This window comes from Microlunatus parietis (genome assembly GCF_013407955.1).
Classification (GTDB): Bacteria; Actinomycetota; Actinomycetes; order Propionibacteriales; family Propionibacteriaceae; genus Microlunatus; species Microlunatus parietis.
On sequence record NZ_JACCBU010000001.1, the window covers coordinates 3,761,462 to 3,776,350 of the forward strand.

A 14,889-nucleotide genomic window follows, 5' to 3' on the forward strand; every position below is an offset into this window, starting at 1 on the left:
CGGATCTGGCTACACCTAGGCTTCGGTGTCATGATCGCGATCGAGCTGTTCTTCGATCACCAGACCGACCGGGCGGTACGGGAGGTCTGGGAAACGCTGCAGCGGCAGGGAATCGCTTCCCTGGCGTCGGCTCCGGTACGGCAGCATCCGCACGTCACGCTCGCGGTCGGTGATCATCCGGACCTGAAGATCATCCACCGGATCGCCGCCGAACTGCCGCCACTGCCGGCGATCCACCTGGACGCCGCCGGCTGTTTCCCGGGCCGTGGCGGCGTCGTCTTCCTCGCCGTCCGGTTCACCCCCGAGCTGACCGAGCTGCACCGGGTGCTGCACGGGATCCTCGACGACGGTGCGGTACGGCAGCTTGATCAACTCCGGCCCGGCCGGCTGGTGCCGCACTGCACGGTCGCGAAACGCCTGCCGGAACGGCAGATCGGGCCGGCCGTGGCGACCGCCCGCGCCTCACTGCCGATCAGCGGCACCGCCGTCTCGATCAACGCCGTCGTGGTCGGCCGCGGGGACGTGACGCGGATCCGGTGAGGTGCCGGTCGCCAGCCAGTGCGCCGTGCCGGGCCAGATCAGGGCGATCGCCAGGGCGACCAGGGCCACGACGGCGACGATCATGATCACGGTCAGCACCGGCGGATACCAGGCGACCTCCATCCGCTGGGCTCCGAGCCGGAGCGGCGCCCGCCAGCCGCCGGGATTGATCAACAGGCAGAAATAGAGCACCGGCAGCCAGGCGGCCGCGGTGAAGCCGGCCGCGATGGCCCGGGCCGGGCGCGCCGTCACCGCATGGACCAGTCGGAGCGTGATCACGGAGGCCGCGCCGACGACCGCGAGCAGCGCGATCAGGATCAGCATTCGGCTGACCGTGCGCCACCAGAACGTCTTGAGCGCAAAGGGTTCCGGGCCGAGCGCTGTTGCGCGGTTCACCTGGTCGACCACCGCGAGACCGTTGCTGATCATGATCAGGCCGGCGACGCCGATCAGGGCCGGCAGGGCCAGGGCGGCGAGCAGGACCCCGAACGGGCGGCGCCGGGTCGGCACGACGTCCGTGGTCCGGTCCGGGTCGCGCAGGCCCGCGATGATCACGGCTCCGATCCGAAGCAGCGTGATCACGACCAGCAGCATGCCCCGGGTCGGCTGATACCAGAACGGACCTGGGGCGACCTCCGGCATGCCCGCGTCACCGCCGCCGAACGTGATCACGGTCAACGGATTGAACGCGACCGCGGCCGCCACCAGCAGCGCGTACGGCGCCGTGGCCACCCCGAGCAGCACCAGGGCCGGGCCGCGCCCGGCCGGCAGCCGGCTCGCGATCAGCAGCTCGGCGGCCGAGCAGACGGCGGCGAACGCGGCGACCACGAGCAGCGGCTCCGGTGAGATGGGCACCATCGGGATGTCGTACGGTGCGTCGTGGCGGTCCTGCCCCGGGAAGGCGAGCGGTTCACCGAACAGCGCGACCAGGGTGACCATGCCGGCGTCGTTGATCAGCATCATCAGCCACAGCAGCGGGGCGATCCGGAGCAGCCAGGCGGCACGGTCGGCCGGGGTCCGGGGCAGCTCGATCACCGGGTTCACCCTAGCCCGGCCCGGGTCCGTGGATCGGGGCTTGCGTTGGAGTGCGCTCTAAGGTCTACCGTCGCGATCATGACGAAGGCACGACGCATCCGACTCGGCTATCAGATCCCCAACTTCAGCTATCCCGGCGGTCCCGCCACCCTGTTCGACACCGTCGCGGCGCAGGCGCGGGAAGCCGAAGGTTCCGGCTTCGACACCGTGCTCGTGATGGACCACTTCTATCAACTGCCCATGATCGGCAGGCCAGAGGAGCCGATGCTGGAGGCGTACACGACGCTCGGTGCGCTCGCCTCGGCGACCGAGACGATCCAGCTGTCCACGCTGGTCACCGGCAACACGTACCGGAACCCGGCGATGCTGGCCAAGACGGTGACCACGCTGGACGTGGTCAGCCACGGCCGGGCCGTGCTGGCCATCGGTGCCGGCTGGTACGAGCTGGAGCATGATCAACTGGGCTACGAGTTCGGCACCTTCAGCGATCGGTTCGAGCGGCTCACCGAGGCCCTCGACATCATCGAGCCGATGCTGCGCGGCCGTACCCCTGATCATGACGGCACCTGGTACCGGGCCAAGGGGACGCTGAACGAGCCACGGTTCCGGGACGACCTGCCGATCATGCTCGGCGGCCAGGGCGAGAAGAAGACGTTCCGGCTGGCCGCGCGCTATGCCGATCACCTCAACATCAACAGCGCACCGGCGGAGCTGCCGCGGAAGCTCGAGGTGTTGGCCGAGCGTTGCGACGAGGTCGGCCGGGACTTCGCCGAGTTGGAGACCAGCGCGCTGGCCATGGTGATCATGGACGAGGACGGCGACACGGCCCGCCGGCTGATGCGGGAGCAGCTGGCCCGGACCGGTGTGGACTTCGAGGCTCTGGACGATCAGGCGAAGGCCGCGATGACCGATCGGGTCTTTGTCGGCACCCCGGACGATGTCGCCGATCAGCTGCAGCGCAAGGTGATCGACACCGGCGTCGACGGCGTGATCATCAACATGATCACCAACGGTCACGTACCGGGCATCGTCGAACTGGCCGGGAAGACGCTGGCGCCGCTGGTCGCCTGACGGCCACGGGCGATCCGGGCCCGGATGGTCTGGACGATCACCGGCAGCAGGCCGCGCAGGCCGAGCGCCCGGACACCGTCCAGCGGGCTCCAGTAGTCGCGCCAGGTGACGATCTCGCCGGCCCGGGCCCGGAGCAGTTGGACGTAGCGGACGGAGTACGGGCGGCCGGTGGCGGTGACCACCCCGGCCGCCTCGTACTCGGCGATGATCACCTCGGGATCGGCCGTGTCGTGGACGACCTGGTTGCGGAACTCCTTGATCTCCAGCGGGGTCGAGGTGATCGAGGTGAGGTAGCGGCGGATCGGTTCCCGGCCGCGCAGGTAGGCCGGCACCCCGGGCGGTGCGAACGGCAGTTCGTGAGTGCCGTCCTCGGCGAACAGGTCCGCGAAGGCGTCGAGATCCTTGCGCAGGAAGAGCTCCTGGGAGCGCTCCAGCAGTTGGTGCGGCGTGCGGGGTTCGGGCATCGGGTCTCCATTCAATCAACAAGCGTTGACTGAAACTGTAGCGCGGTCCCTTGGTTCAGTCAACGGCTGTAGACTGAACCGATGAGCAGTGAGCCGACCAGTCGAGCCGAACGCCGCGAGCGGACCCGGGCGCGGATCCTGACCGCGGCCCGGGACCTGTTCGCCGAGAACGGTTTCGACCGGACTACGATCCGGGCCGTCGCCACCGCGGCCGCGACCGACCCGGCCCTGGTGATGCGCTACTTCGGCTCCAAGGAGGAGCTCTTCCGGCAGGTCGCCGAGGCCGGCGCGGAACCGCCGATCGAGGGTTCACCGGGGCGGGTGGAGGACCTGCTGCTCGCCGCGCTGCGGGACAAGCTGACCACCGGGGACACCGGCACGCTCGCGCTGCTGCGCTCGATGCTGACCCACCCTGCCGCCGCCGAGGGGGTCCGGCAGTCGATCACCGAGCAGCAACGGCAGGTCGCGGCCGGGCTCGGCGGCGAGGATGCGATGACCCGGGCCGCGCTGGTCGGCATGATCACGCTGGCTGCCGTACTCGGCCGCGACCTGCTCAAGCTGGAGGGTCTGCACGGCGCCGATCCGGAGGTGATCATCGAGCTGCTCCGGCCCGCCGTGCAGACCTTGATCAGATGATCCTGCCGACCGCCGGGATCCGGCGGAGCAGTGCAGCGAGCAGCCAGCAGGCCGGGATCGACAAGATCAACAGCACCGCGAACTTCACGATCGCGGGCGCGACCAGACCCTGCAGCAGCAGCGCGATCGCGACCAGGACGGCCGGGTGGATGACGTACACCGCGAACGCGTTCGCCGACAGGAACTGCCGGATCGGACCGGTGCCCGGAGCGAACCGGCGGAAGATCACCAGCACCACCAGGCTCAGCCCGACGCCGAGAACGGCCATCGCGAATCCGCCGGCGATGCCGGCCGTGAGCGGGTCGGTGGCCATCACCGACGGGCCGAGCAGCACGGCGGCGAGCAGCGCCAGTCCGCCGCCGAGGAAGGCCAGCGAGCCGGGCATCCGTTCCAGCCAACGGCGACGGGCCGCGAGCACTCCGGCCGCGAACATCAGGGCGTACTGCGGCAGGAAGGACGGCGTGGGCAGGCCGACGATCGGCCAGTAGGTGCCGTCCGGGACCAGCTGGCGCCAGGCCGCCATCAGGATGCCCATGATCACGATCAGGCCGACGACCGTGCCGGCGGCGACGATCCAGCGGAGCTTGCCGTCGTCCGTCGGCTTCGGTACGGCTCGTGAGCGCAGGGCTCGATAGCCGGCGTAGATCAGGGAGAAGACCAGCAGCACCTCGAGGAACCAGGTCGGCCCGGGATCGAAGGAGACCAGGTAGTAGAGCGGGTACGGCACGTCGGCGTGGTTGGTCCGCCAGGACCAGAAGCTGGCCAGCGGCCGGATCAAGATCACGAACGCGAGCAGTGGCAGCCCGAGCCGGACCAGCCGGTCCCGAGCGAAGGCTCCGGGACCCTTGCGGTCGATCGAGCCGGGCACGAAGTAGCCGGAGATCAGGAAGAACAAGCCCATGAAGTAGCTCTGGTTGATCACCACCAGGATGTCCAGCACGGAGGCCGACGGGTCGTGCGGCGGCTCGTTGTAGAACCAGACCGGGATGTTGCCGTAGGTGACGGCGCAATGGTGCGCGAGCACCAGCACGGTCAGGGCGATCCGGACGGTGTCGATCCAGTAGAGCCGGGGCCGACCGGACGGTCGGGCGGCGTCGGGTGCCGGGGCGGCGCGGGTGTCGAGGTTCATGACTTCCTTCTGGTGGCTCGCGGGGTGGGCTCGCGACGGATGGCGTGGATGAACAGGTCGGCCAGCTGCTCGGCGTGCGCGACCAGATCGTGCTCGGGATGGTTGGCCCAGTAGGCGAACATGGCGTCGATCGAGGCCTGCTGGGTGATCGCCATCACCCGGACGTCGAAGTCGCGCAGTTCGCCGGATTCCTGGCCGGAGCGGTACATCTGCTCGAGGCCCTCGTAGAAGATCTCGTTGCCCTCGGCGCCGTAGTGGAGCCGCCCGTCCGGCCGGCGCAGGTGCCCCATCACCTCGCCGATCGCGAGCAGGGTCGGCCGGTGGTCGAGGGCGTACCGGGCGAGTTCGGGGATGTGGGTCCGCAGGCTGTCCGCGACGGTCTTCTGCTCCAGGATCTGCGGCAGCACCGCCTCGACCATGGCCTGGTAGCCGTACTCGACGACCTTGATCATCAGGTCGTCCTTGGATTCGAAGTGGTACGAGATCACGCCCTTGGAAATGCTGAGATCCTTGGCGATCCGGGCCAGTGAGGCGCCGGCGAACCCGACCGCGGCGAGCGTCGCGATCGCCCCCTCGAGGATCTGCCGGCGCCGGTTGGACCGGATGAAACTCTCCGGCTTCTCCTCGGGCTGCTCAGAATCTGACCCCATGGCCAAAAATTTAGCCGAGCGGCCAAACAGCGGTCTACCGGGGGATCCCCTGATTCATGAGCGCCGCCATGACCGGGGCGTGTTCGTCGACGGTGGCGTCGGCGCCGGCCTGGTCCAGGGCCGGCCGCCGGCCCGAGCGGACGTAGCCGATCGTCGGGATCCCGGTGCGCCGGCCGACCTCGATGTCGGTGACCGAGTCGCCGATCAGTACGCAGACGGAGGCCGCTTCGATGCCGTACGGGACGAGCAGGGTGAGGGCGCGCCGGATCGGGTCGGGAGCCGGCTTCATCAGCTCCGGGCGGCCGGGGACCCGGCCGACGATGCCGGCGACCAGGCCGGCCAGGCCGTGCCGGTCGAGGAAGGCGGACACCGCGGGGGACGCGTTGTTGCTCACGACGATCACCGGAAGTCCTGCCGTCCGGCAGGCGCGGAGCAGGGCGTCGGCGTCGGTGGTCAGCGGGGCGATCCGGGCCGCCGCCACCTCTCCTTCGGTGCAGGCGCGGTCGGCCGCCGCCGCGGTGTCGGCGCCGAGCCGGGTCGCGGTGGCCCAGTCCAGCAGGTCGAGTGGATCCGAGGTGGTACGGAGCTCGTCGGGGAGCTCGATCCGGCTAGCGGCCAGGGCCTGCCGGACCCGGTCGGCGACCAGCGCGTCCCGGCCGTCGGCCAGCAGCGGGGTGACCGGCCCGTCGAAGTCGAGCAGCACCGCCCGGGCCGGCGCCAGCAGCCGGCGTAGTGAATGGTCGAGCGCGGTCGAGGTGCGGTAGTGCAGGACCGCCACGTCGCCGAGCCGGCGCACCTCCGTGAGCCGGAGGCGGTCGTCGAGCCTGGTGGCAGCCAGCCCGGGAGCGGCCGGGTCACCGACGACGATCGGCGCGATCGCCAGGTGCAGCTCGTCGTAGCAGCCGTGGGCCAGGAACTCGCTCAAGATCATCCCGCCGCCCTCGACCAGGAGCCGCCGGATGCCGCGCCCGGCCAGGTCGTCCAGCAGCCGGTCCAGGGCGAGCGGCTGGCCCGCGTCGACGACCGTGGCGTCGAAGCCGCGTCCGGCGACGGCGTCACGGGCGCTCGAGGTGGTGTAGATGATCTTCGCTGCCGTACCGGCGATGAAGAAGGGTGAGCCCGGGTCAAGATCACCGGACGCCGTGATCGTGATCTTGACCGGATCCACCGGGAGACCGCGCCTTTCTCTTGCTGCGCGGCGTTCTGGCGATCTGATCATCAGCCGCGGCCGGTCCCGGCGGACGGTGTTCGCGCCGACCAGGATGGCGTCGTGCCGAGCCCGTACTGCGTCGACGCGGTCGAAGTCCTCCGGATTGGACAGCAGCAGCCGAGCCGGCGAGGTGTCGTCCAGGCGGCCGTCCAGCGAGACGGCGCAGCTGAGCGTGACGTACGGGCGGTCGGTCATGGTCCGGCGCACCTGTGCGACGATCGGGTGATCATGACTGGGGAGGTCCGATGAGCGACCGGCACTGGATGGAACTGGCCGTCGAGCTGAGCCGGCAGTCGCCGCGCAGCGACAGCGCCTTCGCGGTCGGCGCGGTGATCATCGACCCGGCCGGCCGGGAGCTGGCCCGCGGCTATTCCCGGGAGACCGACCGGGTGCACGCCGAGGAGTCCGCCTTCGCCAAGCTGGCCGCCGGAGCCGCCGCCGGTGGCACGCTCTATTCCACCCTCGAACCGTGCTCCACCAGGGCCTCGAGCCCGTACAGCTGCGCCGCGCTGACCATCGAGGCCGGCATCCGCCGCGTCGTGATCGCCTGGCGCGAGCCCCCGCTCTTCGTCGCCCGCTGCGAAGGCGTCGAACTCCTCCGGGCCGCCGGGATCACCGTCGACCTGCTCCCCGAGTACGAGCCCGCCGCCCGAGAACCGAACCGTCACCTCGGACTCTGATCAACAGCCGGGCTGCCCATGATCATCGCTGCTGGCTCGTCAGTTCGAACCGGCGCAGGCGGGGCTGGGACAGGGCCAGCAGGGTGGAGGCGAGGACGATGACGCCCCCGCAGATGAACGGAAGCTTGGCGCCGAACGGACCGGTCAGTACGCCGGTCAGCCAGTTGCTGATCGGGACCACGCCCTCGAGGGCCAGCGAGAGCAGGCCCATCACGCGGCCGATCTCCGCCTTCGGGGTGATCGCCATCAGGTGCCCCAGCAGCAGGGTTCCGTACGCGCCGGTGCCGAAACCGAGCAGAACGGCCGTCACGACGGCAGCCTCGAGCGACAAGGCGACCGCGTGCAGGATCAGCGTGATCCCCATCACCGCGAGCGAGGCGAACGCGAACAGGCCGGCTCGCGGCGGCCGCTTGATGATCAACAGGACGGTGGCGGTGACGGCGGCACCGAGCCCGAGACCGCCGAACAGGTAGCCGACGCCGACCGGGCCCCAGCTGCTCTCGGTGGCGAGCAGGGGATAGCCGAGGGTGACCGGTCCGGCGAAGCCGAAGTTGACCGCGGCGATCACCACGAGCAGCCAGAACACCGGCCGGTTGGCCCAGGTCGATCGCAGGCCGGCGACGGTGTCGCTGAGGATGGACCGTTCCGCCATCTCGCGCAACTCGTACGGTAGCGGCCGGGGCACCTGCAACAGCACCAGCGAACTGACCGAGGCCACGAACAGGATCGCGGCGGCGGCGAACGCCGCGGGCGGACCGAACAGGACCAGCAGCCAGCCGGTGAGTGGGCCGGCGGCCAGCAGGACCAGCCGCTGGCCGACCGTGCGGACGGCCGCCATCCGGCTCAATTGATCATCGGAGGCGATCCGGGCCGGGACCGCTCCCATCGCCGGCGCGAACAGGCCGTCCAGCGCGCCGAACACCAGCGCGATCACCAGGAGCCCGAAGGCGCCGATCGAGTCGGCCTGGGTGAACAGCACCACGGCCATCCCGATCAGGATCAGCGCCCGGGCGGTGTCGGTGATCAGGATGATCCGCTTCGCGCTGACCCGGTCGGCGATGGTGCCGCCGACGAGCAGGATGAGCAGTCGCGGGACCGCCGAAGCCGCCACGATCACGCCCGCCATCGCCGGATCGGTGATCTGGATCGCGACCACCGAGAGCGCGATGAAATAGATGTTGTCGGCGAGCAGCGAGGACACGAACCCGAAGATCCAGCCGACCACGTTGCGCGGCGCGTTCATCGGGAAGACGGCGCGGCGCGGAGCGATCACCGCCTCAACCTACTCAGTCTCTGCCGGCTCATCCTCACCCCGCCCGTGGCCAACGACGTCCAATCCCGAATGACCCCGCGAGCCACTGGGGGACCCGACGTCGGTGCCAAGCAGGCATCCCGCTTTGGAATCTCGGTGCCAATCCTGGACGAGATGACGCCCATCCGACAACAGGTACGGCGCTCGAACGACACATCAGGCCGTTCGGACAACACCTCCGCCAACACCCGCTCGCCAGCATGGACACCACAACGGACAACGACCCGGAAAGGAGCCCGATCGTGCGAATGAACTTCGAAGGACCCGGCCGACCGACCCCGCCCGCGGCCGGTCCGCGCCGCCGTCCGGGGGACATCGTCGGGGGAGTCCACCCGGCCGGACGGCGGACCATGAGCGTCGATCCGGGCACGGACCGGAGGTCGAGTGGCCACTCACGGAGTTACTCCAGGGCCGTGCTCGGATCGGCATCCACTCGGCCGCGGTTCGGGGCGACACGCCGAAGAAGCCGCGTCCGGTTGAGGACATGTCATCAAGCGGTCACCGCGATTCGGATCGGATCTGCGGCGGGTTGGCCTAGCGTTAGCTGCGAACACGTACTTCCGGGCGGGGTCATCGGGGACCCGGCTCGGCACCACGGACCAGAGCGACCGGCGGGCAAGTGCGGCCGTTTGCTGCGGACCACCTCAGGGCGGCTTCACCGGTCACGCCCGCATTCGACCGGTGGTGAAGGAGGAAGTTCGATGCACCAACTCCGACAACAGGTCCAGCACCTGATCGGCATGATCGTGTCGCTGCGATCTCCGGCGGTCCGGGACGAGCGGGGCCTCAGCCAGTCGGCCGAGAACGCGATCCTGCTGGCCGGCGCCGTCGCCGTCGCGACGATCGTGATCGGCGCGATCACGATCTACGTCACCAACCACATGCCCAAGTGATCCGGGGTGACGACCTCGCGAAGGACGGAGCGCGGTGCCGCCGAGTCCCTGCAACTCGTGCTGATCTGGCCGGTGGTGCTGATGGCCACCGTCGCCGTCATCCAGACCGGCCTGTGGCTGCACGGCCGCAACGCGGCGATTCGCGCCGCCAACGTGGCCGTCGACGAGGCCCGGGGCGCCGCCGGGTCGCCGGACCGGGCCCGGGCCCTCGCTCTTGACGTCGCCACCCATGCCGGCCTGAGCGACGTGAAGGTCCGGGTGCTGCGGATCGAGGGCCGGGTCGAGGCTCAGGTGACCGGGCAGGCCCATTCCCTGATCGGCTTCGGGATCGGCCGCGTGGAGGAACGCGCGACCGCGCCTCTGGAACGAGTGCCGGGGCAATGACCGGGGCCGGCGGCGGTCGACGACCGTTCAGCATGCGGGATCAACGCGGTGCTGCGACTGCCGAACTGGCCATGATCGTCCCCGCTTTCATGCTGATGCTCGCCCTGCTCGTCGCCGGCGGTCGGCTCTGGTACGCCCGGACGATCGTCTTCGAGGCGGCCTACTCGGCGGCCCGGGCCGGGTCGTTGGCCCGGACGGCGACCGAGGCCCGGATCGCGGCCGACTCGGCCGGGCGGCGGTCGCTCACCACCGCCGGTCTGGTGTGCCGGCAGGTCGGCGTCTCGGTGGCCACGGCCGCCTTCCGGGTCCCGCCCGGACGGCCCGCGACGGTCTCGGCGACGGTCCGCTGCACGGTGTCGCTGGCCGACGTGGTGCTGCCGGGTCTCCCCGGCGGGATGGCGTTGTCGGCGACCGGGGCGGCAGCGCTCGACACCTACCGGAGCCGGGGATGAGTCGGGCGCCGGAGCTTGATCAACGGGGCCAGTCGGTCAGTGTGTACGCGATCGTCGTGCTGGCCGCGCTGATCGCGGCGACCGGACTGGTCGTCGACGGCGGGCAGCAGATCGCCGCAGCCAGCCGGGCCGAGGCGGTGGCTGCCGAAGCGGCCCGGGCGGCCGGAAATGCCGCGGCATCACAGCGGCTGGCCGGTTACGGCCAGGCCACCGCCGCGGTACGGGCCGCCCGGACGTATCTGGCCGGGCAGCCCGACGTGGCCGGTGAGGTCAGGCTGAGCGGCGGCATCGTCCGGGTGTCCACCGTGACCCGCCAGCCGACGCTGTTCCTCGGCGTGATCGGGATCCGGGAGGTGATCGCGCAGGGATCGGCCGAGGCCAGGCTGGTCCCGACCGGGGCGGACGGCTGACGGGGTCGGACCCGGTGCGGGCGCCGGGCGGGCGGGTTGTCAGGTGCAAGTTGTCGGGTGCGGCTTGTCGGGTGCGGGTCGAGGGGAGAGGGGTAGGCACGGATGCTCAGGATCGAGCGACGGGACAAGGGCCGCGACGGTGCGGACAATGACGGGCCGGCCGGCCAGTTGGCGGCCGCCGGGATCGGTGCCGCCGGCCCGGAAGCCCAGACCTCGCCGCCGCCTCGGCTGCCCGGTCGGCGCAATCCGAAGTGGATCGCGCTCGGAGTGATCGCGATCTGCCTCGGCGCCCTGCTCTCGTACCTGATCTATGCGAAGGTCGCCGCCGAGAGCTCCGTGTTGATCATGACCAGGACGGTCTATCGCGGTTCGGTGATCGCCGCGGAGGACCTGGCGACGGTGACGGTCAGCGGGACCGGAGTCGGCAACGCGCTGCCGGCCGGCCGGGCCGCCGACCTGGTCGGGCAGACCGCGGTCTACGACCTGGTGGCCGGCAGCATCGTCCCGGCGGGAGCGATCGGCGAGGTGATCATCCCGGCGGAGGGCCGGACGGTCGTCGGCATCCGGCTGGTCGAGGGGCGGGCACCCGCGACCGGCCTGCTGCATCCCGGCGCGGCGGTCCGGCTGATCGCGATTCCGCCGCAGGGCGCGGAGCCCGACTTCACCGATCAGCACACCGGCAGCGCGTACCCGGCCCTGGTCGTGGATGCGACGCCCGGTGCCGACGGCATGTCGGTGCTGGTCAACGTCGACGTCCCGGCCGACCAGGCCGCGGCCGTCGCCCTGCTGGCCGCCCAGGACCGGTTGGCCGCGGTCCGCGACTCGGACGGCGGGCGCTGATCATGGCGATCCTTGCGTTGACCGCGGCCGGTGGAAGCCCTGGCGCCACCACGACGGCGGTCGGAGTCGCGCTCTGCTGGCCCCGCTCGGTGGTGCTCGTCGACGCCGATCCCGGTGCGCACCAGGCCGTGCTCGCCGGGTTCCTGGCCGGGCAGGATCCGGGTGGCCGGGGCCTGGTCCGGGTCGCCGAGGCGCACCGGGATCAACGGCCGCTGCGCGAGGTGATCATCGACCAGGCCATCCAACTCGCCGAGGACGCCGGCTCCCGGCGGCTGTTCCTGCCGGGCTTCGCCAAACCCGGCAACGCCCGCCTGTTCGCCGGCGTGTGGCCGGAGTTGCTCGAGGCGATGCGGCGCCTCGACGAGTTCGGGATCGACGTGATCCTCGACCTCGGCCGATCCACCGGTGAGGGACTGCCGCCGCCGGTCGTCGACGCCGCCGAACTGGTGGGGATCGTGCTCCGGTCCAGCCTGCGCTCGGTGATGTCGACCCGGGTGATGCTCGCCGCGATCGAGGACCGCGGCGTCCCGGTGGGTGGCGCGGCCGGTCTGGGACTGATCGTCGTCGGCGAGGGCCGGCCCTATGCGGGCGGTGAGATCGCCGCGGCGCTCGGCCGGCCGGTGCTGGCCCGGCTCGCGCTGGACCCGGTCGCCGCCGCCCATCTCTCCGACGGAGCCCCGCGCCCGCGCAAGTTCGAGCGTTCGGCGCTGACCCGCTCGCTGCACACCACCGCGCAGGCGTTCCGGGACCGCTGCGCCGAGGCCACCGAACTGGTCGGTCGATGATCATGGACGATTCGACGACCACCGGCCCGGCCCTGTCGTCCACTCCGCTCTTCGCCGGTTACGGGTCGTCCGGGTCGCAGCTTCCCGAAGCCGGTGATGATCATGGCCCGGACTCGGACTTCGAGCGGCTCAGCAGCTTCGATCGGGAGACCGTCGCAGCGCGACGGGAGGCGCTGCCGACCCAGGACGTGGACTGGTCTCAGGTGGTCGAGCTGCGCCGGCTGGCATCGGACGCGATCACGGCCGAGACCGAGGCGGCGCGCTCCCGTACCGGGGCGCCGTTGACCGAGACCGACCGGGTGTTGCTCGGCCGGTCACTGATCCGCCGGATCGTCGGTGATCATGTGCGGGCGTTGCACCGCTCCGGGGCCGAGTTGTGGTCGACGGCCCAGGAGGAGACCTACGTCCAGGCGGTCGAGGACGCCGTGTTCCGATACGGCCGGCTGCAACCGTTGCTGCTCCGGCCGGACGTGGAGAACATCGAGATCAACGGCTGGGACTGTGTCACGGTCCAGTACGGCGACGGACGCCGGGAGCGGATGCCCCCGGTCGCCGACAGCGACGCCGAACTCGTGGACGCGATCCGCTTCATCGGCCAGAACAGTCGACCCTCGCGCCCGTTCGACGACGCGCACCCGACGCTGACCCTCGCGCTCGGCGACCGGTTCCGGCTGCATGCGATCGGGTTCGGCCTGTCCCACCGTCCGAGCGTCGTGATCCGGCAGCACACGCTGACCAACGTCACGCTGGCCGATCTGGCCCGGTCCGGCACGATGCCGATCGAGGTGGCCCGCTTCCTCGACGCCGCCGTCCTGGCCCGGAAGTCGATCATCATTTCCGGGGACCAGGGCGCGGGCAAAACCACTCTGCTCCGGGCCCTGATCAGTTCGATCCCGGAGACCGAGCGGTTCGGGACGCTCGAGACCGATTACGAACTGATGACCCATCTGCAACCGGGCCGGCAGCACGTCCTCGCACTGCAGTCGCGGGTCGGGCACGGCGAGTCGGCCGGCGGCGCGGCGATCGGCGAGTTCGGCCTGTCCGAGCTGATGCCGGAGGCGCTGCGGCAGAACCTGTCCCGGTTGATCGTCGGCGAGGTCCGCGGCCGGGAAGCCGCCGCCATGTTCGAAGCAGCCCAGACGGGTCTAGGGACGATGAGTACGACTCACTCGCACTCGGCCGAGTCCACGATGGACCGGCTCGCCTCCCGGGTCGCGCAGGGCGGCGTGCTGACGATCGACGAGGCCTATCGCCAGATCGCGCTCAATGTGGACCTGCTGCTGCACATCGCGCTCGTCGACGAGACCTGGCGCGGCGGCGTCCGGCGACGCTACGTGTCCGAGATCCGGCAGCTCACCCGGGCGATCGAGAACAACCGGCCGGTCACCCACCTGACGTACCAGGCCGCGCCGACCAGCAGCGGGCCGGCCGGCTTCTTCCCGCATCCCGACCTCGCCACCGAACTTGCCGCGTTCCGGCGCCCGCTGCCCGCGGCGATGATCGACGGGGAGGCGCGATGAACGCCGTTCTCGCAGCTGCGGCCGGGATCCTGGTTGCCGCCGGTCTGGTCGTGGTCGTCGCCGGGCTGCAGCGGACCTGGACTCCGCCCAGCAGGCGGCGTTCGGGGCTCGGTGCCGCCTGGTCGGGACTGACCCGCCGGCCACCGGGACGCCGCGGCCGGCAGCGCGATCTGATCTTGGTCGGCAGTCTCCTGGTCGGCTTCGTGATCGCGCTGATCACCGGCTGGCTGATCGCGATCCCGCTGGGGCCGGTGCTGGCCTTCGGGATCCCGTACCTGTTGCTGTTGCCGAAGGCGCAGGACGTGATCATGCTCGAAGCCCTGGACCGTTGGGTACGATCGCTCGCTTCGACGTTGTCCACCGGGAAGTCGATCACCGACTCGATCCGGACCTCCCGGCGGACCGCGCCGCCGATCATCGCCGATTCCCTGCAGTTGTTGGTGAATCGGCTGAACAACCGCTGGCCGACGGCCGACGCCCTGCTCCGGTTCGCCGACGAACTCGATTCCGCGGACGCGGACTCGGTGATCGCCGCGGTGATCTTGGCCGACCGGCGTGGCGGGACCGGCGCCTCGGTCACACTGCAGGCGCTGGCCGATTCCCTGCAGGCACAGCTGAAGGGGCGCCGGTTGATCGAGACGGAGCGGGCCAAGCCGTACATCGTGGTCCGGCAGGTCACCGTGATCACCTTGGTCGTCCTGACCATCGCCTTCGTGTTCAACGGTGCCTTCTTCGAGCCGTACCGGACACCGCTCGGGCAGGTGCTGCTGGCGGTGTTGATCATGGCGTACGTCGGGTCGTTGGTGTTGATGCGCCGCAAGGCCCGGCACCGTGCCGGTGATCGGATCCTGATCGGAACGCCGACATGACGGGAGGCC

At 70.6% G+C, this 14,889-nt stretch carries 18 protein-coding genes; 12 read left to right on the forward strand and 6 right to left on the reverse strand.

What is annotated here, in order from left to right; all coding sequences use genetic code 11:
• Window positions 1-30 precede the first annotated feature (30 nt).
• On the forward strand, window positions 31-540 hold the full coding sequence (locus BKA15_RS18025; protein ID WP_179753023.1) for a 2'-5' RNA ligase family protein: 510 nt from the start codon (window positions 31-33) through the stop codon (window positions 538-540).
• Here the strand turns inward: BKA15_RS18025 and BKA15_RS18030 are convergent.
• Window positions 463-1,575 carry a hypothetical protein gene (locus tag BKA15_RS18030; protein WP_179753025.1) on the reverse strand — a complete coding sequence of 371 codons (1,113 nt, stop codon included), beginning with the start codon at window positions 1,573-1,575 and terminating at the stop codon, window positions 463-465. The genes BKA15_RS18025 and BKA15_RS18030 overlap by 78 nt on opposite strands.
• A gap of 78 nt (window positions 1,576-1,653) precedes the next feature.
• Here BKA15_RS18030 and BKA15_RS18035 point away from each other — a divergent pair, with 78 nt between their 5' ends.
• Entirely contained in the window at window positions 1,654-2,646 is a 993-nt protein-coding gene (locus BKA15_RS18035; RefSeq protein ID WP_179753027.1) for an LLM class F420-dependent oxidoreductase, read from the forward strand.
• Here BKA15_RS18035 and BKA15_RS18040 read toward each other — a convergent pair.
• Window positions 2,589-3,110, reverse strand: coding sequence for a nuclear transport factor 2 family protein (locus BKA15_RS18040; protein WP_179753029.1), 522 nt, complete (start codon window positions 3,108-3,110; stop codon window positions 2,589-2,591). The genes BKA15_RS18035 and BKA15_RS18040 overlap by 58 nt on opposite strands.
• Window positions 3,111-3,191: 81 nt before the next feature.
• Here BKA15_RS18040 and BKA15_RS18045 point away from each other — a divergent pair, with 81 nt between their 5' ends.
• Window positions 3,192-3,746, forward strand: coding sequence for a TetR/AcrR family transcriptional regulator (locus tag BKA15_RS18045; RefSeq protein WP_179753031.1), 555 nt, complete (start codon window positions 3,192-3,194; stop codon window positions 3,744-3,746).
• Here the strand turns inward: BKA15_RS18045 and BKA15_RS18050 are convergent.
• Genes BKA15_RS18050 through BKA15_RS18060 form a run of 3 tightly spaced genes read right to left on the reverse strand, consistent with a single transcriptional unit; the run spans window position 3,739 to window position 6,930 of the window.
• Window positions 3,739-4,875 (reverse strand): acyltransferase family protein, encoded by a 1,137-nt coding sequence (locus BKA15_RS18050; RefSeq protein WP_179753033.1) that lies wholly within the window; start codon window positions 4,873-4,875, stop codon window positions 3,739-3,741. The genes BKA15_RS18045 and BKA15_RS18050 overlap by 8 nt on opposite strands.
• Window positions 4,872-5,525, reverse strand: a complete 654-nt coding sequence (locus tag BKA15_RS18055) for a TetR/AcrR family transcriptional regulator (RefSeq protein ID WP_179753035.1) — start codon at window positions 5,523-5,525, stop codon at window positions 4,872-4,874. Before BKA15_RS18055 ends, BKA15_RS18050 begins: the two co-directional genes overlap by 4 nt.
• Before the next feature lie 34 nt (window positions 5,526-5,559).
• Entirely contained in the window at window positions 5,560-6,930 is a 1,371-nt protein-coding gene (locus BKA15_RS18060) for a dihydrofolate reductase family protein (RefSeq protein WP_179753037.1), read from the reverse strand.
• A gap of 50 nt (window positions 6,931-6,980) precedes the next feature.
• Here BKA15_RS18060 and BKA15_RS18065 point away from each other — a divergent pair, with 50 nt between their 5' ends.
• Window positions 6,981-7,415: a cytidine/deoxycytidylate deaminase family protein gene (locus BKA15_RS18065; protein WP_179753039.1), complete on the forward strand. Its 435-nt coding sequence runs from the start codon at window positions 6,981-6,983 to the stop codon at window positions 7,413-7,415.
• A 22-nt stretch (window positions 7,416-7,437) separates the two neighbouring features.
• On the opposite strand, the gene BKA15_RS18070 is transcribed toward BKA15_RS18065, so the two are convergent.
• A complete protein-coding gene (locus BKA15_RS18070) occupies window positions 7,438-8,688 on the reverse strand; it encodes an MFS transporter (protein WP_179753041.1) in 1,251 nt (416 codons plus the stop codon).
• A 740-nt stretch (window positions 8,689-9,428) separates the two neighbouring features.
• On the opposite strand from BKA15_RS18070, the gene BKA15_RS18075 reads away from it, so the two are divergent.
• From BKA15_RS18075 to BKA15_RS18110, 8 genes are all read left to right on the forward strand, one after another.
• The gene (locus BKA15_RS18075) at window positions 9,429-9,620 is read left to right on the forward strand and encodes a hypothetical protein (protein WP_179753043.1); all 192 of its coding nucleotides are present in this window, start codon (window positions 9,429-9,431) and stop codon (window positions 9,618-9,620) included.
• Between the two features lie 6 nt (window positions 9,621-9,626).
• Window positions 9,627-10,004, forward strand: a complete 378-nt coding sequence (locus BKA15_RS18080; RefSeq protein ID WP_179753045.1) for a TadE/TadG family type IV pilus assembly protein — start codon at window positions 9,627-9,629, stop codon at window positions 10,002-10,004.
• 32 nt (window positions 10,005-10,036) lie between these two features.
• Window positions 10,037-10,456 (forward strand): TadE/TadG family type IV pilus assembly protein, encoded by a 420-nt coding sequence (locus BKA15_RS18085; RefSeq protein WP_179753047.1) that lies wholly within the window; start codon window positions 10,037-10,039, stop codon window positions 10,454-10,456.
• Window positions 10,453-10,866: a pilus assembly protein TadG-related protein gene (locus BKA15_RS18090; protein ID WP_179753049.1), complete on the forward strand. Its 414-nt coding sequence runs from the start codon at window positions 10,453-10,455 to the stop codon at window positions 10,864-10,866. Before BKA15_RS18085 ends, BKA15_RS18090 begins: the two co-directional genes overlap by 4 nt.
• A 102-nt stretch (window positions 10,867-10,968) precedes the next feature.
• A complete protein-coding gene (locus tag BKA15_RS18095; RefSeq protein WP_179753051.1) occupies window positions 10,969-11,706 on the forward strand; it encodes an SAF domain-containing protein in 738 nt (245 codons plus the stop codon).
• 2 nt (window positions 11,707-11,708) lie between these two features.
• On the forward strand, window positions 11,709-12,491 hold the full coding sequence (locus tag BKA15_RS18100; protein WP_179753052.1) for a CpaE/TadZ family protein: 783 nt from the start codon (window positions 11,709-11,711) through the stop codon (window positions 12,489-12,491).
• Window positions 12,488-14,011 carry a TadA family conjugal transfer-associated ATPase gene (locus BKA15_RS18105; protein WP_246322372.1) on the forward strand — a complete coding sequence of 508 codons (1,524 nt, stop codon included), beginning with the start codon at window positions 12,488-12,490 and terminating at the stop codon, window positions 14,009-14,011. Before BKA15_RS18100 ends, BKA15_RS18105 begins: the two co-directional genes overlap by 4 nt.
• A complete protein-coding gene (locus BKA15_RS18110) occupies window positions 14,008-14,880 on the forward strand; it encodes a type II secretion system F family protein (protein ID WP_179753054.1) in 873 nt (290 codons plus the stop codon). Before BKA15_RS18105 ends, BKA15_RS18110 begins: the two co-directional genes overlap by 4 nt.
• Window positions 14,881-14,889: the final 9 nt, after the last annotated feature.